The organism is Gordonia polyisoprenivorans NBRC 16320 = JCM 10675 (assembly GCF_000241325.1).
Taxonomy (GTDB): domain Bacteria; phylum Actinomycetota; class Actinomycetes; order Mycobacteriales; family Mycobacteriaceae; genus Gordonia; species Gordonia polyisoprenivorans.
The window spans coordinates 81,948-105,148 of record NZ_BAEI01000070.1 but is presented as its reverse complement, the minus strand read 5'-3'; the positions used below and the strand labels follow the sequence as shown (position 1 = coordinate 105,148).

General features: G+C 67.6%; 23 protein-coding genes and 1 riboswitch. Of the genes, 4 read left to right on the top strand and 19 right to left on the bottom strand.

Annotated elements, in window-relative coordinates; translation table 11 throughout:
• Nucleotides 1–11: 11 nt before the first annotated feature.
• From GOPIP_RS18530 to rsmD, 16 genes are all read right to left on the bottom strand, one after another.
• A complete protein-coding gene (locus GOPIP_RS18530) occupies nucleotides 12–350 on the bottom strand; it encodes a P-II family nitrogen regulator (protein WP_005176661.1) in 339 nt (112 codons plus the stop codon).
• 6 nt (nucleotides 351–356) lie between these two features.
• On the bottom strand, nucleotides 357–1,754 hold the full coding sequence (locus tag GOPIP_RS18525) for an ammonium transporter (protein WP_026920185.1): 1,398 nt from the start codon (nucleotides 1,752–1,754) through the stop codon (nucleotides 357–359).
• 397 nt (nucleotides 1,755–2,151) lie between these two features.
• Nucleotides 2,152–3,615 carry a signal recognition particle-docking protein FtsY gene (gene ftsY, locus GOPIP_RS18520; RefSeq protein WP_006371296.1) on the bottom strand — a complete coding sequence of 488 codons (1,464 nt, stop codon included), beginning with the start codon at nucleotides 3,613–3,615 and terminating at the stop codon, nucleotides 2,152–2,154.
• 58 nt (nucleotides 3,616–3,673) lie between these two features.
• The gene (smc, locus tag GOPIP_RS18515) at nucleotides 3,674–7,300 is read right to left on the bottom strand and encodes a chromosome segregation protein SMC (protein ID WP_006371295.1); all 3,627 of its coding nucleotides are present in this window, start codon (nucleotides 7,298–7,300) and stop codon (nucleotides 3,674–3,676) included.
• Nucleotides 7,301–7,348: 48 nt separating this feature from the next.
• On the bottom strand, nucleotides 7,349–7,645 hold the full coding sequence (locus GOPIP_RS18510; protein ID WP_006371294.1) for an acylphosphatase: 297 nt from the start codon (nucleotides 7,643–7,645) through the stop codon (nucleotides 7,349–7,351).
• A 17-nt stretch (nucleotides 7,646–7,662) separates the two neighbouring features.
• Nucleotides 7,663–8,142 (bottom strand): OsmC family protein, encoded by a 480-nt coding sequence (locus GOPIP_RS18505; RefSeq protein WP_006371293.1) that lies wholly within the window; start codon nucleotides 8,140–8,142, stop codon nucleotides 7,663–7,665.
• A gap of 91 nt (nucleotides 8,143–8,233) precedes the next feature.
• Entirely contained in the window at nucleotides 8,234–9,145 is a 912-nt protein-coding gene (mutM, locus tag GOPIP_RS18500) for a bifunctional DNA-formamidopyrimidine glycosylase/DNA-(apurinic or apyrimidinic site) lyase (RefSeq protein ID WP_006371292.1), read from the bottom strand.
• A gap of 21 nt (nucleotides 9,146–9,166) precedes the next feature.
• Nucleotides 9,167–9,898, bottom strand: a complete 732-nt coding sequence (gene rnc, locus GOPIP_RS18495; RefSeq protein WP_006371291.1) for a ribonuclease III — start codon at nucleotides 9,896–9,898, stop codon at nucleotides 9,167–9,169.
• Nucleotides 9,895–10,527, bottom strand: a complete 633-nt coding sequence (locus GOPIP_RS18490) for a YceD family protein (protein WP_006371290.1) — start codon at nucleotides 10,525–10,527, stop codon at nucleotides 9,895–9,897. The genes rnc and GOPIP_RS18490 overlap by 4 nt, the downstream gene beginning before the upstream one ends.
• 74 nt (nucleotides 10,528–10,601) lie before the next feature.
• Nucleotides 10,602–11,417: a DivIVA domain-containing protein gene (locus GOPIP_RS18485; protein ID WP_014359736.1), complete on the bottom strand. Its 816-nt coding sequence runs from the start codon at nucleotides 11,415–11,417 to the stop codon at nucleotides 10,602–10,604.
• A 137-nt stretch (nucleotides 11,418–11,554) separates the two neighbouring features.
• On the bottom strand, nucleotides 11,555–12,274 hold the full coding sequence (locus GOPIP_RS18480) for a GNAT family N-acetyltransferase (RefSeq protein WP_035728401.1): 720 nt from the start codon (nucleotides 12,272–12,274) through the stop codon (nucleotides 11,555–11,557).
• Between the two features lie 78 nt (nucleotides 12,275–12,352).
• Nucleotides 12,353–13,408, bottom strand: coding sequence for an ABC transporter substrate-binding protein (locus GOPIP_RS18475; RefSeq protein ID WP_006371287.1), 1,056 nt, complete (start codon nucleotides 13,406–13,408; stop codon nucleotides 12,353–12,355).
• A 134-nt stretch (nucleotides 13,409–13,542) separates the two neighbouring features.
• Complete coding sequence (locus tag GOPIP_RS18470; protein WP_006371286.1) at nucleotides 13,543–14,340, bottom strand: amino acid ABC transporter ATP-binding protein; 798 nt, start codon at nucleotides 14,338–14,340, stop codon at nucleotides 13,543–13,545.
• Nucleotides 14,337–15,347 (bottom strand): amino acid ABC transporter permease, encoded by a 1,011-nt coding sequence (locus tag GOPIP_RS18465; RefSeq protein ID WP_006371285.1) that lies wholly within the window; start codon nucleotides 15,345–15,347, stop codon nucleotides 14,337–14,339. The genes GOPIP_RS18470 and GOPIP_RS18465 overlap by 4 nt, the downstream gene beginning before the upstream one ends.
• A 132-nt stretch (nucleotides 15,348–15,479) precedes the next feature.
• Nucleotides 15,480–15,588, bottom strand: a riboswitch (SAM riboswitch).
• Between the two features lie 146 nt (nucleotides 15,589–15,734).
• Complete coding sequence (coaD, locus tag GOPIP_RS18460) at nucleotides 15,735–16,223, bottom strand: pantetheine-phosphate adenylyltransferase (protein WP_006371284.1); 489 nt, start codon at nucleotides 16,221–16,223, stop codon at nucleotides 15,735–15,737.
• A gap of 12 nt (nucleotides 16,224–16,235) precedes the next feature.
• The gene (rsmD, locus tag GOPIP_RS18455; RefSeq protein ID WP_006371283.1) at nucleotides 16,236–16,835 is read right to left on the bottom strand and encodes a 16S rRNA (guanine(966)-N(2))-methyltransferase RsmD; all 600 of its coding nucleotides are present in this window, start codon (nucleotides 16,833–16,835) and stop codon (nucleotides 16,236–16,238) included.
• A gap of 233 nt (nucleotides 16,836–17,068) precedes the next feature.
• Between rsmD and ectA the strand changes: the two genes are divergently transcribed.
• Nucleotides 17,069–17,596 carry a diaminobutyrate acetyltransferase gene (ectA, locus tag GOPIP_RS18450; protein WP_035728396.1) on the top strand — a complete coding sequence of 176 codons (528 nt, stop codon included), beginning with the start codon at nucleotides 17,069–17,071 and terminating at the stop codon, nucleotides 17,594–17,596.
• Nucleotides 17,597–17,680: 84 nt separating this feature from the next.
• Here the strand turns inward: ectA and GOPIP_RS29180 are convergent, their stop codons facing one another.
• Nucleotides 17,681–17,827 carry a hypothetical protein gene (locus tag GOPIP_RS29180; protein WP_168436275.1) on the bottom strand — a complete coding sequence of 49 codons (147 nt, stop codon included), beginning with the start codon at nucleotides 17,825–17,827 and terminating at the stop codon, nucleotides 17,681–17,683.
• Between GOPIP_RS29180 and ectB the strand changes: the two genes are divergently transcribed.
• The 3 genes from ectB to GOPIP_RS18435 all read left to right on the top strand — a co-directional run bounded on the left by ectB (nucleotide 17,826) and on the right by GOPIP_RS18435 (nucleotide 20,627).
• Nucleotides 17,826–19,109, top strand: coding sequence for a diaminobutyrate--2-oxoglutarate transaminase (gene ectB / locus GOPIP_RS18445; RefSeq protein WP_006371280.1), 1,284 nt, complete (start codon nucleotides 17,826–17,828; stop codon nucleotides 19,107–19,109). The two genes, GOPIP_RS29180 and ectB, sit on opposite strands and share 2 nt — an antisense overlap.
• A complete protein-coding gene (locus tag GOPIP_RS18440; RefSeq protein ID WP_006371279.1) occupies nucleotides 19,106–19,540 on the top strand; it encodes an ectoine synthase in 435 nt (144 codons plus the stop codon). The genes ectB and GOPIP_RS18440 overlap by 4 nt, the downstream gene beginning before the upstream one ends.
• A 112-nt stretch (nucleotides 19,541–19,652) precedes the next feature.
• Complete coding sequence (locus GOPIP_RS18435) at nucleotides 19,653–20,627, top strand: Sir2 family NAD-dependent protein deacetylase (RefSeq protein WP_006371278.1); 975 nt, start codon at nucleotides 19,653–19,655, stop codon at nucleotides 20,625–20,627.
• On the opposite strand, the gene proB is transcribed toward GOPIP_RS18435, so the two are convergent.
• Both proB and obgE read right to left on the bottom strand, forming a co-directional pair.
• Complete coding sequence (gene proB, locus GOPIP_RS18430) at nucleotides 20,571–21,686, bottom strand: glutamate 5-kinase (protein WP_006371277.1); 1,116 nt, start codon at nucleotides 21,684–21,686, stop codon at nucleotides 20,571–20,573. The genes GOPIP_RS18435 and proB overlap by 57 nt on opposite strands.
• Nucleotides 21,686–23,146 (bottom strand): GTPase ObgE, encoded by a 1,461-nt coding sequence (gene obgE / locus GOPIP_RS18425; RefSeq protein ID WP_006371276.1) that lies wholly within the window; start codon nucleotides 23,144–23,146, stop codon nucleotides 21,686–21,688. The genes proB and obgE overlap by 1 nt, the downstream gene beginning before the upstream one ends.
• Nucleotides 23,147–23,201 lie beyond the last annotated feature (55 nt).

The following is a 23,201-nucleotide window of genomic DNA, read 5'->3' as shown; positions in this document are numbered from 1 at the left end:
GGGCCCTCTCGCTACAGTGCGTCGGCGCCGCGCTCGCCGGTTCGGACGCGCACGACCGACTCCACCGGCGAGACCCAGACCTTCCCATCGCCGATCTTGCCGGTGCGGGCGGCCTCGACGATGACATCGACGACCTTGTCCACGGCGGCATCGTCCACGACGACCTCGACCCGCACCTTCGGGACGAAATCAACCGAGTACTCGGCGCCGCGGTAGACCTCCGTGTGGCCCTTCTGACGGCCGTAGCCCTGGACCTCACTGACGGTCATGCCCAGGATTCCGGCCTGCTCGAGACCTGCCTTGACGTCCTCGAGCGTGAACGGCTTCACGATTGCGGTGATCAGTTTCACTGTGGATCATGCCTCCTTGCCGGCACCAATGACGCCTGCCTGAGCGAGGGCCGAGCCCCCGCCGATCGGCGTGAAATCATATGCGGATTCTGCGTGCTGCGATTCGTCGAGACCCTGAGCCTCATCGGCCTCGTCCGCACGAAGACCGATGGTGAACTTGATCACGGCTGCAATTATTGCAGTGACGATGGCCGAATAGACCAATACGGAGCCTGCGCCGAGCACCTGACGCCACAGCTGATCCCAACCACCACCGTAGAAGAGGCCGTCGACGGCGGCCGGGGCCTTCTTGGTGGCCAGGAAGCCGATCAGCACGGTACCGAGGATACCGCCGACCATGTGAACGCCGACGACATCGAGCGCGTCGTCATATCCGAGCTTGTACTTCAGACCCACGGCCAGCGCACAGATGATGCCGGCGAGCACGCCGATGATCAGTGCACCCCAGATGTCGACCGACGAACAGGACGGCGTGATCGCCACGAGTCCTGCGACAATGCCCGACGCGGCACCCAGGCTGGTCGCGTGACCGTCGCGAATTCGCTCGGTGAGCAGCCAGCCGAGCATCGCCGCCGCGGTCGCGACAGTGGTGGTGATGAAGGTCGAACCGGCGACGCCGTTGGCCGAGGTCGCCGAACCGGCGTTGAAGCCGTACCAACCGAACCACAGCAATCCGGCGCCGAGCATCGTGAACGGCAGGTTGTGCGGCCGCATCGGGGACTTCGGCCAGCCCTTGCGCTTGCCGAGGAACAACACCAGAACCAGACCGGCGACACCGGAGTTGATGTGGACGGCCGTACCACCTGCGAAGTCGATCGCCTTGAGGTTGTTGGCGATCCAGCCGCCCTTCTCGGCGGTGACGCCGTTGAAGGCGAAGACCCAGTGGGCCACCGGGAAGTAGACGATCGTCGACCAGAGCACGGTGAAGGCGGTCCACGCACCGAACTTCATGCGATCGGCCACCGCACCGGAGACCAGGGCGACGGTGATGATGGCGAACATCAACTGGAACGCCACGAAGACCATCGCCGGGATCGTGCCGAAGATCGGAATGTCGACCGCAGGCGCCGCCGCGGTCTGCGTTGCGGGGTCGGCGGCCACCGCTGCGGCACCGTTGACACCCGCGAGCAGGTTCTTCAGTCCGAAGTATTCGCCCGGATCACCGAGCAGGCCGCCATTACTCGTTCCGAGGATGTCGTTGCCGAACGCCATCGAGAACCCGTAGATCGACCAGAGCACCGTGACGATGCCGGCCGACATCGCACTCATCATCATGATGTTCAGGACGTTCTTCGCGCGGACCATGCCGCCGTAGAAGAACGCCAGACCGGGCAGCGTCATACACAAGACGAGCGCCGAACTGGCCAGCATCCAGGCTGTGTCGCCCGAATCCGGCACACCCATAGTGGGGAAAGCCACTAGTATCCTCCTCATCCCACCGCTTACAGGCCGCGGTTTTGACCTGGAGAGAAGATTGCTTGGTGTTTGTTTCGGCGAGAGCTATTCGTCGTTTCCGCCATGTGAACCAGAGGGCACTTTATATTTCACCGGGGTTAAATCCCTGGTCGGTATGCAGCGGTGCGCATGATTGTGCAGTGCAAAACCACACGTTCACACATCGGCGAGAGCCGATGAGGACGCACCGGCTCTGGTGCACTCGGCTGTCACGGCTGCGTTGTGGGAGCCGAGAGTTGTCGGTACCAGGAGTTGTCAAAGCCTCGAATCCGTCGGTGCCGAGGGGCTCCGCAGAGGTTCCGGTGGCGAGGTGCCGGTGCGCAAGGGTGTCCGTCACCGGCCCCGCTCACAGAAGCGCGTCGACGAATGCCTCGGGCTCGAAGGGCGCGAGATCGTCGGCGCCTTCGCCGAGACCCACGAGCTTGACCGGGACACCGAGTTCCTCCTGGACGTGGAACACGATGCCGCCCTTGGCGGTACCGTCCAGCTTGGTCAGGACAACTCCGGTGATGTCGACAACCTCGGCGAACACCCGGGCCTGGGTGAGACCGTTCTGCCCCACCGTGGCGTCGAGAACGAGCAATACCTCGTCGACGGGTGCCTTCTTCTCCACGACGCGCTTGACCTTGCCCAGCTCGTCCATGAGTCCGGTCTTGGTGTGCAGCCGGCCCGCGGTGTCGATCATGACCACGTCGACACCGGAGTCGATGCCCTTCGCGACGGCGTCGAAGGCCACCGACGCCGGATCTGCCTGTTCCTTGCCGCGCACGATGTCGGCGCCCACCCGCTCGCCCCAGGTCTGGAGCTGATCGGCGGCGGCCGCGCGGAAGGTGTCGGCGGCGCCGAGTAGCACCCGCCGCCCGTCGGCGACGAGCACTCTCGCGAGTTTGCCGGTGGTGGTGGTCTTTCCGGTGCCGTTGACGCCGACGACCAAGATCACGGCCGGCTTGTCGGCGTGCGGTAGGGCGCGCACGGATCGGTCCATCTCCGGGTGGAGCTGGTCGACGAGGACGCGCTTGAGCAGCGCCCGGGCGTCGTCGGCGGTGCGTACCGGGTTGGTGGCCAGGTCGGTACGCAACCGCTCCACGACGGCAGTCGTCGACGCGGTACCGAGATCGGCCATCACGAGGGTGTCCTCGATCTCTTCCCAGCTGTCCTCGTCGAGGTCGCCGGCGCCGAGCAGCCCGAGCATGCTCTTGCCGATCGCGCCCTGCGAGCGCGACAGGCGGCCGCGGAGCCGACCGAGACGCCCGGCGGTCGGCGCGATCTCCTCGCGAGCAGGCGCCTGGGTGGCGCCGGAGGCATCCGCCGGGGCGGCCGCCTCGGTATCGAGAGCGCTGTCGGTGTCGGCGGGAGCGCTGTCGGTGACGTCGGGAGCGCTGTCGACGACGTCGGGAGCGCTGTCGGCGGCAGCCGGGGCGCCGTCGTCGGTGGCGTCGGGGAGGCTGACCTCGGAGATTCCACGCTTGACCGAGTCACGTGGGATGGAGGCATCGTCGCCGACGGCGGGCTGGCCGTCGGTCTCGGTGCGCTCCTGCGACGGCAGCACCGGCTCGACGGTCGGCGTCGGGCCAGGTGCCGGTGGCGGCGCGGTGGCGGTACCCGCCCCGCCCTGGCTGAAACTGAAACCCGACCCGGCCTGGTATCCACCCGATCTGTCGACCTGGGGCTTGCTGCCGTCGGTGACCTGGCTGTCGGGCTGGTCGGTGAGCGAGATCCGCCGCCGCCGGGCGAGCACGATGCCCACCACGATGAGCGCGAGGATCACGACCACCGCGATGACGATGCCGATGATGATGTCGGTGTTCACTGGTGCACAGGTCCTGTTCTCCGTCGGTCTTGCGGTCGGGGGTGTCCGTCGGGATGTGTCAGTCGGTCGCGGGTTCCGGGGTCGCGAGTTCTGGGGTCGCGGCGACCGGGACGTCGACCCCCCGCAACCGTTGGGAGATCACCGTGGTGATCCCGTCGCCGCGCATGCTGACGCCGTAGAGCGCGTCGGCGACCTGCATCGTCGGCTTCTGGTGGGTGATCACGATCAGCTGTGACCGTTCCCGCAGTTGCTCGAACAGACTGATCAGGCGTCGCAGGTTGGTGTCGTCGAGTGCTGCCTCGACCTCGTCCATCACGTAGAACGGCGACGGCCGCGCACGGAAGATGGCGACCAGCATGGCGACCGCGGTCAACGACTTCTCGCCGCCGGACAGCAGAGACAGGCGTTTGACCTTCTTCCCCGGCGGCCGGGCCTCGACCTCGACTCCGGTGGTGAGCATGTCGCCGGGTTCGGTGAGGATCAGTCGGCCCTCACCGCCGGGGAACAGTGTCGAAAACACCTGTGCGAATTCGCGTTCCACGTCGGCGTAGGCCTCGGTGAACACCTGCAGGATGCGGGCGTCGACCTCCTCGACCACCGACATCAGGTCCTTGCGGGCGGCCTTGACGTCCTCGAGTTGCGCAGAGAGGAACGTGTAGCGCTCCTCGAGTGCGGCGAATTCCTCGAGCGCGAGGGGGTTCACCCGTCCCAACGTGTTGAGGTCTTTCTGTGCCTTCTTGGCCCGTGACTCCTGGGTGGCGCGGTCGAAGGGCATCGGCGCCGGGGCCACCACCTGATCACCACGTGCCTTGGCGGCCTCGTACTCGGCCATTTCGAGCGCCGACGGCGGCATCGGCACGTCCGGCCCATATTCCGCGACGAGGTCGTCGGGCGCCATCGCGAACTGCTCGAGTACCTGCTCCTCGAGTTGTTCGATCCGCAAGGTGGCCTGCGCGCGGGCCACCTCATCGCGGTGCACGGCGTCCTTGAGCGTGCTCAACCGCTGCGAGAGGGTGTTGACGCGGCTCTTGAGTTCGTCGACGGCCGCGGTGCGGGTGGCGCGCACCTGCTCGAGTTCGTCGCGCCCGGCCTGCGCGGTGGCGACGGCGGCGGCCACCCGCTCGGACACCTCCGCAGCCGACGCGGCGACGGCGGCGGCGACCGTGGCGGCCTGCCGTCGGGCCTCGTTCTGACGGCGCACGCGCTCCCGCGAGTCGCGTTCACGCTGCGCCGCGCGCCGCAACGATTCCGCGCGACCGCGCACCGACGCGAGGCGCTCTTCGGCGGTGCGCATCGCCAGCCGTGCCTCCATCTCGGCGCTGCGGGCCGCGGCCACCGCCTCGGCTGCCAGTGTGCGTTCCCCCGAATCGACCTCGCCGGTCGGTTCTTCGGTGCCCTCACCCTGGGCGAGTGCAAGACGTTGTTCGAGTTCGTCGAGTTTCGCGACCGTCTCGGCGCGGCCGGTCTCGACGAAGTTGCGCTGCCGGGTGAGCCGGTCGGCCTCGGCCTGCGCCGCGCGGATCTCCTGCCCGAGCCGGGCGAGATGTTCGTATGCCCCGCCCACGGCGCTGTCGGACTCGTGCAGCGCAGCGAGTGCCTGTTCGGCGGCTTCCCGGCGCTGTTGCTGTTCGGCCAACGCACCCTGCAGGGCGGCGGCAAGTTCTTCGACCCGCCGGCGGGTGGCGGCGAGGTCGGTGGTCGCGGTGTCGATCGCCGACTGGACCTCCAACGTCGACGGCCGGTGTGATGATCCGCCTTCGATGGTCGCGCGGGACACCCGGTCGCCGTCGCCGGTGACCGCGCGCACGCCGAGCGCTCCGGCCACCTCGACGGCGGCCTCGGTGCTGTCCACCAGGACGGTGTCGGCGAGGATCAGCTCGATCGCGGGCCGGATGGACGGCGCGCAGGTCACCACAGACGACGCCCACACCGCTCCGTCGGGAAGCGGGTCGGTGCGTGGTGAGGGAGTGTGGGTCAGGCCGCCGACGATCATCGACGCCCGGCCACCGTCACCGGCTTTGAGCAACTCGAGGGCGCGCAGCGCCGACGACGGATCGGCGGCGGCGATCGCATCGACCGCACCGCCGAGCGCACCGGCGATCGCGGTCTCGTAACCGGCGTCGACGGTCAACAGCTCCGACATGGGACCGAGGAGTCCGTCGGCCACATTCTCCATCAGCCAGGCACCGCCGTCGCCTCGCTCGAGGCCCACCGACAGGGCTTCGATGCGCGCGGTCAACGACGCGATCCGCTGTTCGGCCTCGCGTTCCTCGGCCTGCAGTGTCGCGACACGCTCGTTCGACAGGTTGAGCGCGCTGACACAGCGCTCGTGGTGTTCGTCGAGGCCCTTCTCCGAGGCTTCGAGTTCACCCAACGACTCGGCCACCTCGTCCTGCTGGGTTTGCGCGATCTGTGAACGCTCGACCGCGGCGGCGATGGCCTCGGTCAGACGTGTGGTCTCGGCGTCGACCGAATCGGCCTTGGTCCGCAGATTGTCGACCTGCCCTTCGAGGCGGGCGAGGCCCTCCCGACGGTCGGCGATCGCCCGCACCGCGGCCAGATGCGCCTGCTCTGCCGCTGCGGCAGCCCGTTCGCGTTGCGCCAGTTCGTCTTTGGCGCCTTCAAGGAACTCGGCGGCGCTTTCCACCGCGGCCGTCATCTCCGCCTCGGTCTCGGCGGCCTCGTCGGCCTGGCGTTCGAGGTCCTCGGGATCGGGACCGCTGGACGCGGTGACCGGTTCGTCGAGATAGCGGCTGCGTTCGGTGGCGACGCGGGCGGTGGCGTCGACCCGCTCGGCCAATGCCGAGAGCGTGAACCATGCCTGACCGGCGGCCTCTGCGGCGGGCACCACCTGTGCGAGATGCTCTTCGTGATCGGCGAGTTCACCCGACACGGCATCGAGTTCGGCGGAGACCTCGTCCTGCTCGCGACGGATGTTGTCCTCGACGGCGGTGTGCTCGGCCATCTCGGCGCGGCGGGTCACCAGGTCGTCGGCGGCCAGCCGTAGCCGGGCGTCGCGGAGGTCGGCCTGGATGGTCTGCGCGCGGCGTGCCACCTCGGCCTGGCGTCCGAGTGGTTTGAGCTGGCGGCGCAGTTCGGCGGTCAGGTCGGACAGGCGGTCCAGGTTGGCCTGCATCGACTGCAGTTTGCGGACCGCTTTCTCCTTGCGTTTGCGGTGTTTGAGGACGCCTGCGGCCTCCTCGATGAAGGCGCGGCGATCTTCCGGCCGGGATTCGAGGATGGCCGCGAGGCGCCCCTGCCCGACGATGACGTGCATTTCCCGGCCGATTCCGGAGTCCGACAGCAGCTCCTGGACGTCCATCAGTCGGCACGAGTTGCCGTTGATCTCGTATTCGCCCGCCCCGTCGCGGAACATGCGGCGGGTGATCGACACCTCGGAGTATTCGATGGGGAGCGCGCCGTCGGAGTTGTCGATGGTGAGGGTGACCTCGGCGCGGCCCAGCGGTGGGCGGCCCGAGGTTCCGGCGAAGATGACGTCCTCCATCTTTCCGCCGCGCAGTGCCTTGGCGCCCTGCTCCCCCATCACCCAGGTCAGCGCGTCGACGACGTTGGACTTGCCGGACCCGTTGGGCCCGACCACGCAGGTGATCCCGGGCTCGAAGCGCAGGGTGGTCGCCGACGCGAAGGACTTGAAGCCCTTGAGGGTGAGCGACTTGAGGTGCACGACGGTACAGCCTACTCATCTCGGACGAGGCGGGGCCCGCCCCCGGGCCTACTTCTCGACGAATCCGGTCACACCGGCGCGCGGTGCGTCGTAGGAGTCGACGACGAGATCCACGTGCCCCGGCGTCGTGTCGGAACGCAGGAGCGCGACGAGCGCGCGCACCGCCTCGGCCGGCCCCTGGGCGACGACGCGCACCCGACCGTCGGGTTGGTTGGCGGCGTATCCGACGAGGCCGAGTTCCAGTGCGCGGGAACGTGTCCACCAGCGGAACCCGACTCCTTGCACGTGTCCGTGGACGTAGGCGGTCAGCCGGATCGCATCGGCGCTCTCGGCGTCGTCGGTCATCGTGGTCTCGTCCTGTCTCACTCGGTGTCGATGCGCAGGCCGACCTCGGCTCCGGCTTTGATGGTCCGCCCGACGGTGCACACCGCGTCGATCGCGCGCTCGACGACGACGAGTAGGCGTTGCGCGGCCTCCGGGTCGAGTTCGGACAGATCCACTTCGAGCACCTCGTCGAGACGCGGGTACACCTCGTTGTCCCGGTCGGCGGTGCCGCTCACCCGGATCGTCGCGTCGTAGTCGTCGCCGAGTCGTCGCGACAGCGGCCTGTCCGACGACATGCCGGTGCATGCGGCCAGCGCGATTTTCAGGAGCTCACCGGGCGTGAAGACGCCTTCGACGTCCTCGGAACCGACGAGTACCTCGGCTCCCCGCGAGGAACGACCGGTGTAGCGACGCGTTCCGGTGCGCTCCACCCACAGCTCGGTGTGCTGATGCGGCGCGGCGGCCGCGTTGCCCTTGTCGGCCGTGCCGTGCCGGTCGGCGTGATTCTCGACGGTCATCCTGAGATCGCTCCTTCGTCCATGGTCCTCGTGGCACCCAACGTCGCGGGCGGGCTGATGCTTCCGCGGTACCGGCAACCGGCGGCGCGGGTCACATCCGTGGTCGGCGCTGACACTGCGGACAGGAGAACGAACTGCGGTTCATGAAGTGCTCACGACGCATGATCCGTCCGCACCGCCGGCACGGCTGACCCTCGCGACCATAGGCGTTGAGCGACCGCTCGAAGTAGCCGGACTGTCCGTTGACGTTGACGTAGAGCGCGTCGAACGATGTACCGCCGACCTTCAGTGCTTGTGCCATGACGTCGGTGGCGGCGTCGATCAGTTCGCGAATCTTCTTGGGCGCCAACGTGTCGGTGACCCTGGTGCCGTGCAGCCGGGCGAGCCAGAGGGCCTCGTCGGCGTAGATGTTGCCGACCCCGGAGATGATCGTCTGATCGAGCAGTGCTCTCTTGATCTCGGTGTGTCGCGCGCGGATCCTAGCGACGACGGCCGAGGTGTCGAAGCCCGGATCGAACGGGTCGGGCGCGATGTGTGCGATCGACGCGGGCACGCGGGGCAACACCCGGTCGTCCGAATCCATTGCAGCAGAAGCATTCTCGGGCATGAACGGGTCGGGCACATGCTCGTCGACGTGCCAGCCACCGAAGGTACGCTGATCGACGAAGCGCAGCTCGTTGCCGTCGGCGAGGTGTGCGCGGATACGCAGGTGGGTGTGGTCGGGTGCTCCCGCCCGTGCGATGAGCATCTGGCCGCTCATCCCGAGGTGGACGACCAGCGCGGCGTCGTCGGTGTCGTCGGCGACGTCGAGCCAGAGGTATTTGCCACGACGGCGCGCAGCGGTGACGGTCTTCCCCGCGAGCCGCGACGCGAGATCGGCGGATTCGCCCGCGTGGCGGCGTACCGCGCGGGGGTGGAGTACCTCGACCGTGGTGATCCGTTGCCCGACAACGTGATCGGCCAAGCCCAGGCGCACGGTCTCGACCTCGGGTAATTCAGGCATCGACGCTCCGGCGCGGGGTGGTCACGACGCCCCGGCGCGGTCGGTCAGGGTCTGCCAGGCCAGTGCCGCCGCCTTTTGCTCGGCTTCTTTCTTGGTCCGGCCGACACCTTCTCCGACGCTCTCGCCGGCCACCACGGCAACCGCGGTGAACTCCTTGTTGTGGTCCGGCCCGGTCGAGGAGACCTGATACTGCGGCGGCCCGAAACCGTGCTCGGCGGTGAGCTCCTGAAGTGAGGTCTTCCAGTCCAGTCCGGCACCGAGATCGCCTGCACGGTCGATGATCTCGTCGAAGAGATCACCGATGACGCGTTGCGACACCTCGAGGCCGTGTTCGAGATAGACCGCACCGAACAATGATTCGAGACCGTCGGCGAGGATCGAGTCCTTGTCGCGACCGCCGGTGAGCTCCTCACCTCGGCCCAGGTACAGGTAGGCCCCGAGCCCGTCGTCGGAGAGGCCGCGGGCCACACCGGCGAGCGCGTGCATGTTCACCACACTCGCCCGGATCTTGGCCAGCTCGCCCTCGGGCCGGTCGGGGAAACGCAGATACAGCCGTTCGGTGATGACCACGCCGAGTACCGAGTCGCCCAGGAACTCCAGGCGCTCGTTGGTCGGCAGGCCCCCGTGTTCGTAGGCGTAGGAACGATGTGTCAGAGCCAGGGTCAGCAGCTCGTCGGAGATCTCGGCGCCGAGTGCGGACAGCAGAGGAACGCACGACGGGGGTTGTTTCCCCCGACGTCTGCCTTCGCTCACTGCGGACCCCGGGACTGCTCGGGATCGGTGTCGGACGACTCCTCATCGACATCGGCGAACTTCTGGGCGAGACCGGCCCAGCGCGGGTCGATGATCTCGTGTCCGTGGCCGGGTTCTGCGGTGGCCATGCGCACACCGCACACACTGCACAGGCCCTCACAGTCCTCGGTACACAACGGCGACATCGGCAGTTCGAGCGCGACGGCGTCGATGATGGACTGCTCGAGGTCGATCCGGTCGTCGTTGATGCGGTGGATCTCGTCGGCGTCGGTGGTCTGCTCGGTCTCACTGTCGGGATAGGCGAAGAGCTCGGTCAGGAAGACGGTGACGGTCCCGTCGACGGGTTCGAGACACCGCGAACACTGGCCCTCGGTTTCGCCGCAGACCGTGCCGCTGACGAGAACTCCCTCGCTCACCGACTCGAGTCGCAGGTCGAGATCCACCTCGGACGCGGCGGGGATACCGATCATCTCCAGCCCGAGCCGTTCGGGTGTCACGGCGGTCCGGTGCACCTCGGTCATCGTCCCCGGACGACGTCCGAGAGAGCGGATGTCGAGCACGAAGGGATCACGGGCGTGCGCGGATGCCTCACCCGTGCTCACACCTGGGGTCACTGCGTTTTCGGCCACAGATGCACCATACGCCCGGGTCAGCGAATCCTCGAATGAGCTCGCCCGGCCCGTGTCGGCACCGCTTCGCGGACTCAGACCGCGAGCGGCGAAACGTCGTCGGCGGCCTCGGACCGGGCCCGACCGCGGGCCGGATCGTGGTCGACGCTGCGGGGATATTCGACGTAATCGTGCATGCCCGCGCCGGTACGCAGCTGATGGCGACCGCGGTTCACCGACCGCAGGGTGTTGGTGAGGGTTTCCTCGAATTGCGCCAGCTTCTCGTCGACGTAGACGTCGCAGTCACCGCGCAACCGGTCGGCCTCGGCGTGTGCCGCGTCGATGATGCGCTCGGCCTCGGATTTCGCGGCGGCGACGACCTCGGCCTCGGACACCAGACGCTGCTGTTCGGCAATGCCGTCGGCGACCGACTTGTCGTAGGTGTTGTTCGCGGCGTCGATGGTGCGCTGCGCCTCGGCGCGTGCCCGCCCGGTGACGGCCTCGAATTCGCGGGCCGCGCTGGACGAGAGCCGCCGAGCCTCTTCGGTCGCGTCCTCGACGAGGGACTTGCCGTGATTGCTTGCCTCGTCGACCATGCGGTCGGCCTGCGACTTGGCGTCGGCGAGGATGCGGTCGGCCTCGGCACGGGCGTGGGCGAGCACCGCTTCCGACTCGGAATCGGCGTTGCCGATCACGGTGTCGGCGTGCGAACGCGCGTCCTCGAGCATCGAGTCACGGCTGTCGAGAACGTCCTGGGCGTCGTCGAGCTCACCCGGGATCGAGTCCTTGATGTCGTCGAGCAGTTCGAGCACATCTCCCCGCGGGACCACACATCCGGCGGTCATGGGGACACTCCGCGCCTCCTCGACGATCGCAACGAGTTCGTCGAGCGCTTCAAATACCCGGTACACAGCCACCCCAATCCGGCTCACGCCAATGGTCATCTGGTGAAACGTCTGTGACTATTGTGCCGAATGGGATGTGTGTGACTACGGAGGTCACAGTGATCGGCGTGTCGCGTGGTACGCGAACGCAACAGGGTGTGCGGTCAGTCGGGTATCCGGAACGACCCGAAGACCAGCTCCTTGCGCAGTTCGAAGCCCAGTGATTCGTAGAGGCGGATCGCCGTGACGTTCTCGGCCGCGGTGTGCAGGAACGGGATCTCACCGCGCCGAACGATCCCGTCGGCGACAGCCAGGACCAGACGCGACGCCAGCCCCCGACCCCGGTGTGCCGGATCGGTGCACACGGCACTGATCTCGGTGGCGCCGGCCGGATGTAGTCGCTCCCCTGCCATCGCGATCAACGCGCCACCGTGCCTGAGTCCGAGATAGGTGCCCATCTCGATGGTGCGCGGCAGGAACGGCCCGGGTCGGGTGCGGGCGACGAGGTCGAGCATCTCGGGGACGTCGTCGTCGGTGAGGATCACCGCCGCCGGATCCGGTGCGGACTCGACGGCACGGGCGATCATCTGCACACCGGGCAGGGCCATCGTCGTCGCCCAGCCGGGCGGCGGCGTCGGCATCGACCCCGAGATCGGCAGTGTGCCACCGGGACCGAAGAGCTCGACGGCGTCCGACCAATCCGCGGGGCCGGGATCGAGTGGGAACGCCGCGAACACCGACACGTCGCGTCGGTAGCGCAACACCCGTCCGCGTCGTTGCGCGAGATGCCGGTGGTGACCGCTCAGCGACGATCGGACCGGATCGTCGAGGACGTCGACACCCGATCGGGCCGTCGGCGAAGCATCAGCCGTGCGCTCACTCATGACTCGATGATGTCCCATCGGCACGACTCCTTTTCCATCCCGTCCCTCTCTGTCCCACCCGTCTTCATCCCGGCCACCTCAGCTGTCGTTGCGCGGCAGTCCGGGCGGATTCACCTGTGACGTCGGTACGGCCTCGGCGGAGAGGTTCCACGCGGCCAGCCACTTCGCGTACACACCCGTGGTGATCAGGTGGTTGATCGCGTCGGCGAGCGGCCCGACGAGTTCGTCACCCTTCTTCGTCGTGGCCGCGATCAATCCCTGCAGCGTCGACCCGGCCCCGGAATACGTGCCGGCGACACGGGTGGCTTTCGGGGTGCCCGCGGTCTGCCGGACGTGATAGGAGATGCTCGGATTCGGCGCGAGGTAGGCGTCGATCTTGCCCGAGGCAAGGGCCAGGTTGATCGAGTTGGCGTCCGGGAAGTAGACGACGTCGAGGGTCTTGCCCTCGGCGGTGAGCTTGTCCCGCCACTCCAGCAGTAGGCGTTCCTGGTTGGTGCCCGACCCGACGGCCACCTTCTTGCCCGCAAGGCTCTCGTAGTTGCCGTCGAAGTTCCAGGAGCTCGCCTTGAGCACTTCGAAGGCGATTTCGTCCTTGCGGTAGGTCGCGAAGTCGTATTTTTCCTTGCGCTCTTCGGTGACGGTGATGTTGGAGAATCCGACATCTGTTCGCCCGCTGTCGATTCCGACGAAGAGGTTCTCCCACGTGGCGTTGGTGATCACCGGTGTGAGCCCGAGGACGGCCGCGACGAGGCGGCCGAGGTCGGGTTCGGCGCCGGTCAGCGTGTGCTGATCGGACCCGATGAACGCCAGAGGCGGATACCCCGAGGGCAGTGCCCCGATCCCGATCGACAGCTCCCCGGAGTCACGCACCGCCGCCGGCAGCGCGTTGCGAATCGAATCGACCTGCGGCACAGTCACATCGATTTGGTTGGCGGCGCCGTTGGAGACCGCGCCGATGACGACACCGCCCGGCTTTCCGGATGGTTGCGCGGCGTCGGTGGAACCGCCCGAGCACGCGGTGAGCAGACTGCCGACGAGGCCGAGTGCCACGGTGACGGCACCGAGCCGCGTCGCGGCCCGGCGACGAGCGCGCGTTCGGGGGGTGACGCGATCGGCGGAACGCGTTGGTGACATGGAGTTACTCCGTTTCTGGGGTGTGACGGCAGGGAGGATGACGACGTGCCCCGGCGGGGTCGCCGACGGTGGTGGCGGTCGGTGAGTGGTGGTCGGTGTGTGGTGGTCGGTGTGTGGTGGTCGATGTGTCGCGGTCAGAGCACTCGGAGCAGGAAGTCCTTGGTGCGCTGGTGTGTCGGATGATCGAGGACCTGCTCCGGGGTGCCCTGCTCGACGATGCGGCCGTCGTCGAGGAAGACGATGGTGTCGGCGACCTCGCGGGCGAAGCCGATCTCGTGGGTCACCACGATCAAGGTGGTGCCGGTGGCGGCGAGATCACGGATCACCGCGAGGACGTCGCCCACGAGCTCGGGATCGAGCGCCGAGGTCGGCTCGTCGAAGAGCAGCACCCCCGGCTCGACGGCCAACGCCCGGGCGATGGCGACCCGCTGTTGCTGACCGCCGGAGAGCTGGCGCGGATATGCGTCGTACTTGTCCGAGAGTCCCACGCGCGCAAGGAGTGCGCGGGCAGCGCGCTCGGCGTCCGCGCGGGTGATCCGGCCGGTCGAGACCAATGGTGCCGCGACATTCTGGCCGGCGGTGAGGTTGGAGAACAGGTTGAATGACTGGAAGACGTAGCCGATGCGGCGCCGCTGTCGCAGGATCTCGCGTTCGGGCAATTCCCGGAGACGGCCGCCGGTACGGCGGACGCCGATCAGTTCGCCGCCCACGCTGACGTGGCCTGCGTCGAGCCGTTCGAGATGGTTCACGGCACGGAGCAGGGTCGACTTGCCCGAGCCCGAGGGTCCGAGGATCACCGTCACCTCTCCCGGGCGGATCGTGAGGTCGATGCCCTTGAGGACGTGATGGTCGGCGTAGAAGCGGTGGGCGCCCACGATCTGCACCTCGGCACCGGCCGGCGTCGTGTCCGGTGTGATGGCGGCGCGCGTCATGCGGCACGCTCCCAGGGACGCAGGGCGATGCTCCGGCGAACGCCGGCAACAGCGAACCGCAATCGCTGTATCGGCGTGGGGGGCAGGGTGCGGACCGCCCCTCGCGCGAAGTAGCGCTCGATGTAGAACTGGACGATCGAGACGGCGCTGGTGAGGATCACGTACCAGACCGTCGCCACCATCAGCAGTGGGATGATGTCACCGGAATAGGTGCTCGACTGGGTCGAGACCACGCCGAACAGATCGAGTAGCGACACGTAGTAGACCAGCGATGTCGACTTGATCAGCCCGATCAGCAGATTCACATACGACGGCACGATGGACCGCAGAGCCTGCGGCAATGTGATGCGCAGAAAGTGATAACGACGTGGAATGCCCAGTGCGGCAGCGGCTTCGTGTTGGCCCGCGTCAACCGACAGGATGCCGCCGCGCACGATCTCGGCGGCGAACGCCGCCTCGTGGACGGTGATACCGATGACGGCGATCAGGAACGGGGTGGCGAGATCGGCCTCGGAGAAATGAAACAGTCCCGGGCCGAACGGAACACCGATACTCAGACTCTGGTAGAGCGCCCCGAAGTTGAACAGGATGAGGAGCAGTACGATCAGCGGGATCGATCGAAAGAACCAGACGTAACCCCAGCTGACCGCCGCGAGCACGGGATTGTTCGACAGCCGCATCAGCGCCAGGACGATGCCCACGGCCAGGGCGAGCACCGCACTGTACGCTGCGACCTCCAAGGTGACCCCGAGGCCTTCGAGAATGACAGGGCGAAAGAACCAGTACCCGAACCGATCCCATTGGAAGAACGCGTTGGTGGCCAGGCCGTGGACCAACTGCGCACCGACGATGAGCACGATCGCGGCGAGAACCCACCGGCCGGGATGACGCAGGGGCGCAACGCGTTCGGCGACCGGCGGCGTAGTCGTGCCCGCCGACGACGGGTGCGAGTCCCCCGACGGCGCCGGGTGTGGATCGGCACTCGTGGACGGCGATGGGGCGGACATGGCGGCACTCTCCTCCAACCGGGGAACGGGGCACGCGAGGAGAGGCGTGCCCGACGACACCCCGGGCGTATCCCGCGGGTACCGACGACCACGACGGCACGACGACTCCTCACGAAATCGTTGTGGCCGTTTCCATCACGCTTATCGGGACATTCCCGATCCGGTCGTCACCTGGGGCACCCCACCGCGATGCGAGGGTTGCCGGTCAACCAGCCAGGGCTTGTCGTTGACGCTCATGACCGTCTCGTTCACGCTAATACCGCACGCCGCAGCGGTCAGTATTTACATTCGTCGATGAGTGAAAGTCTCGTGGCGTCGGCGTCGGACACCATAGTCGTCTGACGCTGCGTTATTCGTCTGACGCTGCGTTCCTCAGACCTGCGTTCGTCAGACGCTGCGTTCACCGGCCAGGATCGCCTCGAGGCGCCGGTGGATGTGCGGGGAGAGAAAGGGTGTCACGTCGCCGCCGAGCTTGGCGACCTCTTTCACCAGCGAACTCGAGACGTGCGCGAAGCGCGGATCGGTCAGCAGGAACACGGTCTCGACGTCGGCCAGCTCACGATTCATCTGCGCCATCGGAAGCTCGTAGTCGAAGTCCACCGACGAGCGCAGACCCTTGACGATGGAGTGGATCGCGTTCTCTCTGAGATAGTCGACGAGCAGGCCGGTCCACTGATCCACCCGCACATTGGGCAGATCGGCGCAGTCCTCCCGGATCAGTTCGAGCCGCTCCGGGACCGAGAACAGGCCGCGCTTGTTGGGATTGACGACAACGGTGACCACCAGCTCGTCGAAACACGCGGCAGCCCGCTCGACGACGTAACGGTGGCCGCGCGTGAAGGGATCGAAGGAGCCGGGGATCACCGCACTGGTCATACTCTCCAGAACCTACCCGGCCTCCCCGCCGGTGACTCGCGCGACCTGCACCGTGGTGTCGCCGTAGGACTTGTCGGTGACGACCTCCCAGCCGACTGGCCATCTCGTCGTGGCCCGGCGGCCCCGCTCAAGGACCAGTAGGCCACCGTCGGCGAGCCAACCGCCCGCGCCGAGCGCCGCGAGGTCGCCGTGCACCTCGTCGTCGGTGAATGCATAGGGCGGGTCGGAGAAGATCACATCGAAGCGGCCCGTCACACCTACTCGGGCCGGGACGTCCGCTCGGGCCGGGCCGGCCAGGAACGCCGACACCGGTGCGGTGATCACCCGGCCCACCTCGGCGACGCCGAGCGCCCTCAGGTTGGCGGTGACGACAGCGGTGGCGCGACGACGGTTGTCGACGAACACGGCCGAGGACGCGCCACGGGAGAGTGCTTCGAGGCCCAGCGCACCAGACCCGGCATAGAGGTCGAGGATGGCGGCACCCTCCAGATCGATCCGGGCGTCGAGAATGTTGAACACCGCCTCGCGCACCCGATCGGAGGTGGGCCGGGTCCCGGCGTCGGGAACCTTCAGTGGTCGTCCGCCGTGGCGGCCGGCGATGATCCGGGTCACCGAACCATTCTCCCATTGCCGATTCGGTTGAGCCGTCCCCCTCGACGGGCGGCGCCACCGGGGTCGTCACCGCGGTCGCCGCCGGACAATTCGCCCACCCGCAGCGAGTCGTCGCAAGCGTTTGTGTCCCGCATCACAAATACCGGATGAACTGGGCATTGAGGGGGCATTTCCCCACCGATTTACGCAGGCAGGTGAATTCGTCGACACACGTTGTTAACGTCGAATACGTTATGAGCCCGTCCCACACAAGAACGGCCCCATCACCCCTTCTCACTCTCGACTACCGGGTTCCCTCGGTGGCCGACGGTACCCGACTCTGGGAGATTGCCAAGGACTCCCAGGTGCTCGACGTGAATTCCAGCTACGCCTACGTACTGTGGTGCCGAGACTTCGCCGAGACGTCCATCGTCGCCGAGGTCGACGGCCGCACTGCAGGATTCGTCACCGGATATCGACGTCCGTCCGACCCGTCGACCCTCATGGTCTGGCAGGTCGCGGTCGACGACGCGTATCGCGGTCACGGGATCGCAGCAACGATGCTGCATCGACTCATCGATCGTGCCGCACGACGCGGGGTGGTGGCCATGCACACCACCATCAGCCCCGACAACGTTGCCTCGCAACGATTGTTCGCATCGGTGGCTGCCGCTCGCGGACTCCGATTCGCCCGGCGCGACCTTTTCGCCGCCGGCGACTTCCCGGACGCACACGAGCCCGAGGACCTCTATCTGCTCGAGCCCGAGGTTCCCGAACCCTGATCCCGGGCAACAGGAGTCGGCTCCCGAGCCGGTCCTGATCCACCAGCCACACGGTCAAAGATGGGTCCGCACAACATGTGTCGATCAGGTTGCTCCGTACATGTTGGTGCGCACCGGTATCCCCGCGCGGGCCACGCCGATCCGCTCTGTGCGGATCTCACCTGCGGTGGCGGCGCGACGCGCGCCCCGGGCGACGGCCTCACAGATTTCCCACATTGGAGGAATAACCATGAACGACCAACCCACCGCCAAGAAGACCTCGATCGATGATTCGGTCTTCACCCAACACGAATCCGAGGTCCGCAGTTACTGCCGTAGCTGGCCGACGGTGTTCGGCCAGGCTCGTGGGTCGTGGCTGACCGACACCAACGGCGACCGCTACCTGGACTTCTTCGCCGGGGCCGGTGCGCTCAACTACGGCCACAACAACCCGGTCCTCAAGTCCGCGTTGCTCGAATACATCGAATCCGACGGCATCACCCACGGTCTCGACATGGCCACCGTGGCCAAGGGTCGGCTGATCGAGGAGTTCACCTCCAAGATCCTCGCGCCGCGCGATCTGGACTACAAGATCCAGTTCCCGGGACCGACCGGCACCAACGCCGTCGAGTCGGCACTGAAGCTGGCCCGCAAGGTCACCGGCCGTGAATCGATCGTGAGTTTCACCAACGCTTTCCACGGCATGACCCTCGGCTCGCTGTCGGTGACCGGCAACTCGATGAAGCGCGCCGGCGCGGGTATCCCGCTCGTGCACGCGACCCCGATGCCGTTCGACAACTACCTCGGCGGGGCCGTCGAGGACTTCAGCTGGTTCGAGCGGGTGCTCGACGACTCCGGCAGCGGACTCAACCTGCCCGCGGCGGTCATCGTCGAGACCGTGCAGGGCGAGGGTGGGGTCAACGTCGCGCGCGCGGAGTGGTTGCGTGCGCTCTCCGAGCTCTGCCGGCGTCGCGACATCCTGCTGATCGTCGACGACGTGCAGATGGGCTGCGGCCGCACCGGTGAGTTCTTCTCCTTCGAAGAGGCCGGGATCAAGCCCGACATCGTCACGCTGTCCAAGTCGATCAGCGGATACGGGTTGCCGCTGGCACTCGTGCTCATCCGCCGCGACCTCGACGTGTGGTCGCCGGGCGAGCACAACGGCACCTTCCGCGGCAACAATCCCGCGTTCGTCACCGCGGCCAAGGCGATCGAGCACTACTGGTCCGACGATTCGCTCTCCCGTGACGTCCACATGAAGGGCCGCCAGATCAACGAGGTGCTCTCCACGCTCGCCGCCCGGCACGAGGGCGTCTCGACCCGCGGCCGCGGCATGGCACGCGGACTGGTGTTCGCCGAGCCCGCCGACGCCGGCAAGGTGTGCGCCGCCGCCTTCGGCGCCGGCCTGCTCGCCGAGACCTCCGGTCCGTCCGACGAGGTCGTCAAACTCCTTCCGCCGCTGACCATTTCCACCGAGGATCTCGACCACGGGTTGGGGATCCTCGCCGATGCCACCGAGGAGGTGCTCGCATGATCGTCCGCACCACAGACGAGATCACCGGAACCGACCGAGACGTCGCCGACCCCAAGGGCAATTGGGTGTCCAAGCGCATCGTGCTCGGCGGAGACCGGGTCGGGTTCTCGTTCCACGAGACCACCATCAACGCCGGCAGTGTCAACGAATTCCACTACGCCAACCACATCGAGGCCGTATGGCTCGTCGAGGGCACCGGCACCCTGCTCGACCGGGAGACCGGCGAGACCTATCCCCTGGCTCCGGGCACGATGTATCTGCTCAACGGTCACGAGCGGCACACCGTCACCGCGCAGACGCAGATGCGCATGCTGTGCGTGTTCAATCCGCCGGTGGTCGGTACCGAGGTGCACGACGAGGACGGCGTTTACCCGCTGGTCACCGTGCCCGAACAGCCGTCCGGCAAGCACGCCGAGACCGCCGACGTCTGACACACCGGCCGTCACCGGTCGTCCACGAGTTGCCCGTGCACTCCCCTGCCGCTCACCGAGTGAGCATGCGGAGTGCGCGGGCAACTCGCGTGGTGGACCTATCCTGGATGAGGTGCGTACCCGTCTGCAGATCGGCTGGACCCCCGCCGAACCGACCCCGCTCGAGGAGCGCCTCGATGTCGCCCTCGATCGGCTCTCGGCACTGCTCGACGGGGCCCGGATCACCGCCCTGACCGGCGCAGGCCTCTCCACCGACTCCGGCATCCCCGACTACCGCAGTCCCGGCGCGCCGGCCCGCACACCGATGACCGTGCAGATGTTCTTGTCCTCCCCGGAATTCCGCCGCCACTATTGGGCACGCAATCACCTCGGTTGGCGCCACATGGACGCCGCGACTCCCAACGCCGGTCATCATGCGCTCGCCGAACTCGGACGCCAGGGACGCCTCACCGGTGTCATCACCCAGAATGTCGACATGCTGCACACCAAGGCGCGAACCCGCCGGGTGGTCGAGTTGCACGGTTGTTACGGGCGAGTGCGCTGCCTGGACTGCGATGCGACCCTGTCGCGTCACCGGCTCGCGGAGATGCTCGAGGACCTCAACCCGGACTTCGCGGCCCGGGTGTCCGGCCGCGGTGCGATCGAGGTGGCCCCCGACGCCGACGTAGCACTCGACGACACCGCCGATTTCGTTGTCGCACCCTGCCCGCGATGCGGTGGCATCCTCAAACCCGACATCGTGTACTTCGGCGAGAACGCTTCGAAAGAACTTGTCGCACAATCGTTCGCGATGATCGACGAGAGCGATGCGCTGCTGGTCGCCGGGTCGTCGCTGACCGTGATGAGCGGATTGCGGTTCGCGCGGTACGCCCACCGCACCTCCAAGACGCTGGTGGTGGTCAATCGCGGTGCCACCCGTGCAGACCACATCGCCGATCTGAAGATCGACCACTTCTGCGGCGTCGTCCTGCCTGCCCTCGCACAGTGGGGACGAGCAGACCGGGGACGAGCAGACCGGCTCACCGAACCGTCAGACGGGCACCAGGTCGTCGGCGTGGATCACCGGGCGCCGCAACTGTTCCGGTAGTTCTGAGGTCGAGCGACCCACCATCCGGGCGACGTCGTCGGCCGCATAGGACGAGACCCCCCGTGCGTACACGGAACCGGCGGCGTCGACCAGTTCGACGACGTCGCCCTCGGAGAACCCGCCGCGCACCCCGATCACCCCGGCCGCCAGCAGTGAGCGCCTGCGCTTCACCACCGCCGCGACCGCGCCGTCGTCGATGGCGATCTGTCCGCGGGCGTCGGCGGCGTGGCGCACCCAGAATCGCCGCGACGACAGCCGGTCGGGGCGTGCGGCGAAGACCGTGCCGACCGACGCCGAGCCCAACGCCTGCGCGGCGTCGGCGGCCGCGGCGAGCAGCACCGGCACCCCGCCATCGGCGGCCAGACGGGCCGCGGCCAGCTTGGATGCCATCCCACCGGTCCCCAGCGCCCCACCGGATCCGGCGATCACCCCGTCGAGATCCTCGGGCCCGTTGACCTCCGAAAGGAATTGTGCGACGCGGCCGTCCGGTCCCGGCTTGCGGGGATCGCCGTCGTAGAGGCCGTCCACATCCGAGAGCAGCACGAGCGCGTCGGCACCGGCGAGGTGTGCCACCAGCGCCGCGAGCCGATCGTTGTCGCCGAACCGGATCTCGTTGGTGGCCACCGTGTCGTTCTCGTTGACGACACCGACCGCCCCCAGTGAGCGCAGCCGGTCCAGCGTGCGTTGCGCGTTGGCATGGTGGGCGCGGTTGGAGATGTCGTCGGCGGTCAGGAGCACTTGTCCTACGGTCCGCCCGTATCGGGCGAAGCTCGTACCCCACGCGTGTGCCAGCGCAAGCTGTCCGACGCTCGCCGCAGCCTGTTTGGTCGCCAGATCGGTGGGACGCTTCTTGAGCCCCAACGGGGCGATGCCCGCACCGATCGCTCCCGACGACACCACGATCACATCCGACCCGGCCCGCATACGCGCCTCGAGTGCGTCGGTGAGCCGGTCGAGTCGATCCATGTCGAGACCGGTACCGAGGTCGGTCAGCGCCGACGATCCGATTTTGACGACGATGCTGCGCGCGTGGGCGATCCGTTCACGCACGTCGCTCATTACTCGTCGGCCTCCGTGTCGTCGGCCAGACCGCGCCGCACGCGTCGTGCCTGCTTGCGTTCGGCCGCACCCATCCGTTCGGATCGGTCGAGCCGAATGTCGGTGCCGCGCCCGGTGATCGGGACATCGTCGCCCATCGGGGTGGTCGGCTCCCAGTCGAAGGTCATGTCGCCGATGGTGACCGGCGCGCCGGGCCGCGCACCGAGGCGCATCAGCTCGTCCTCCACCCCGAGGCGATTGAGGCGATCGGCGAGGTAGCCGACGGCCTCGTCGTTGTCGAACTGTGTCTGCGCGATCCAACGTTCCGGGCGGGCACCGGTGACGACGAATCCACCGTCGATCGCCGGGTCCGGCGTCACCGCGAACTGTGCCTCGTCGATCGCCTTGGGGCGGATCACCGTTCGGCGGGCGGCGGGCTTCGGATGGGCTTCGCGATACTGCGCCACCATGCGCGCGAGCGCGTTGGTCAACTCACGTAGCCCCTGGTGGGTGACCGCGGAAATTCGGTATACCGGCCAACCGCGCTGTGCCAGTTCGGGTTCGACGAGATCGGCGAGCTCTGCGGCATCGGGGACGTCGATTTTGTTCAGGATGACCACCCGCGGCCGCTCGGCGAGGTCTCCGAGCCCGTGGTCGGTGTCGAGGGCCGGCTGGTAGGCGGCGAGTTCGGCTTCGAGGGCGTCGATGTCGGACACCGGGTCACGCCCGGGTTCGAGGGTGGCGCAGTCGACCACATGCGCGAGGACCGCACACCGCTCGAGATGACGCAAGAAGTCCAGACCCAGGCCGCGTCCGGTGGAGGCGCCGGGGATCAGACCGGGGACGTCGGCGATGGTGAACACGTCACCGGCGGCCTGCACCACACCCAGATTGGGCTGCAGCGTGGTGAACGGGTAGTCGGCGATCTTCGGTTTGGCGGCCGAGAGTACCGACACCAGTGACGATTTGCCCGCGGACGGGAACCCGACCAGCCCGACGTCGGCGACCGACTTGAGCTCCAATACCAGGTCGCGGTGTTGCCCCTCCTCGCCGAGCAGCGCGAACCCCGGCGCCTTGCGCGCCCGGGATGCCAACGCGGCGTTACCGAGTCCGCCCCGACCGCCCTGGGCGGCGTCGAAGGTGGTGCCCGCACCGACGAGATCGGCCAGGATCGTGCCCGCCGCATCGAGGACGACGGTGCCGTCGGGAACGGCGAGCACGAGGTCCTCACCGTTCGCGCCGTCGCGGTTGTCACCCATCCCCGGTTTCCCGTTGCCGGCCTTGGCATGCGGACGGAAATGGAAATCCAGCAGGGTGTGGACCTGGGGATCGACGACCAGGCGCACCGAGCCGCCGTTACCGCCGTCACCACCGTCGGGACCGCCGAGCGGCTTGAACTTCTCCCGATGCACCGAGGAGCAGCCGTGGCCGCCGTTACCGGCGGCGACGTGGATGGTCACCCGGTCGACGAACCGCGACATGACGTTCCTTCCTTCTCGGGCGCGACGAGGGGTCGACGCCCGGTGACAAACAACG

What these genes read in the sequence shown, in the direction of transcription:
- GOPIP_RS18510 (WP_006371294.1), bottom strand. Translation starts at nt 7,645, where the DNA reads ATGACCGACGACGCCGAGAGCGCCGATGCGATCCGGCTGACCGCCTAC.
- GOPIP_RS18440 (WP_006371279.1), top strand. Translation starts at nt 19,106, where the DNA reads ATGATCGTCCGCACCACAGACGAGATCACCGGAACCGACCGAGACGTC.
- ectA (WP_035728396.1), top strand. Translation starts at nt 17,069, where the DNA reads ATGAGCCCGTCCCACACAAGAACGGCCCCATCACCCCTTCTCACTCTC.
- GOPIP_RS18505 (WP_006371293.1), bottom strand. Translation starts at nt 8,142, where the DNA reads ATGACCGTCGAGAATCACGCCGACCGGCACGGCACGGCCGACAAGGGC.
- proB (WP_006371277.1), bottom strand. Translation starts at nt 21,686, where the DNA reads ATGAGCGACGTGCGTGAACGGATCGCCCACGCGCGCAGCATCGTCGTC.
- GOPIP_RS18470 (WP_006371286.1), bottom strand. Translation starts at nt 14,340, where the DNA reads ATGACGCGCGCCGCCATCACACCGGACACGACGCCGGCCGGTGCCGAG.
- GOPIP_RS29180 (WP_168436275.1), bottom strand. Translation starts at nt 17,827, where the DNA reads ATGGTTATTCCTCCAATGTGGGAAATCTGTGAGGCCGTCGCCCGGGGC.
- mutM (WP_006371292.1), bottom strand. Translation starts at nt 9,145, where the DNA reads ATGCCTGAATTACCCGAGGTCGAGACCGTGCGCCTGGGCTTGGCCGAT.
- coaD (WP_006371284.1), bottom strand. Translation starts at nt 16,223, where the DNA reads ATGACCAGTGCGGTGATCCCCGGCTCCTTCGATCCCTTCACGCGCGGC.
- GOPIP_RS18480 (WP_035728401.1), bottom strand. Translation starts at nt 12,274, where the DNA reads ATGAGTGAGCGCACGGCTGATGCTTCGCCGACGGCCCGATCGGGTGTC.
- GOPIP_RS18525 (WP_026920185.1), bottom strand. Translation starts at nt 1,754, where the DNA reads ATGGGTGTGCCGGATTCGGGCGACACAGCCTGGATGCTGGCCAGTTCG.
- ectB (WP_006371280.1), top strand. Translation starts at nt 17,826, where the DNA reads ATGAACGACCAACCCACCGCCAAGAAGACCTCGATCGATGATTCGGTC.
- GOPIP_RS18475 (WP_006371287.1), bottom strand. Translation starts at nt 13,408, where the DNA reads ATGTCACCAACGCGTTCCGCCGATCGCGTCACCCCCCGAACGCGCGCT.
- GOPIP_RS18465 (WP_006371285.1), bottom strand. Translation starts at nt 15,347, where the DNA reads ATGTCCGCCCCATCGCCGTCCACGAGTGCCGATCCACACCCGGCGCCG.
- obgE (WP_006371276.1), bottom strand. Translation starts at nt 23,146, where the DNA reads ATGTCGCGGTTCGTCGACCGGGTGACCATCCACGTCGCCGCCGGTAAC.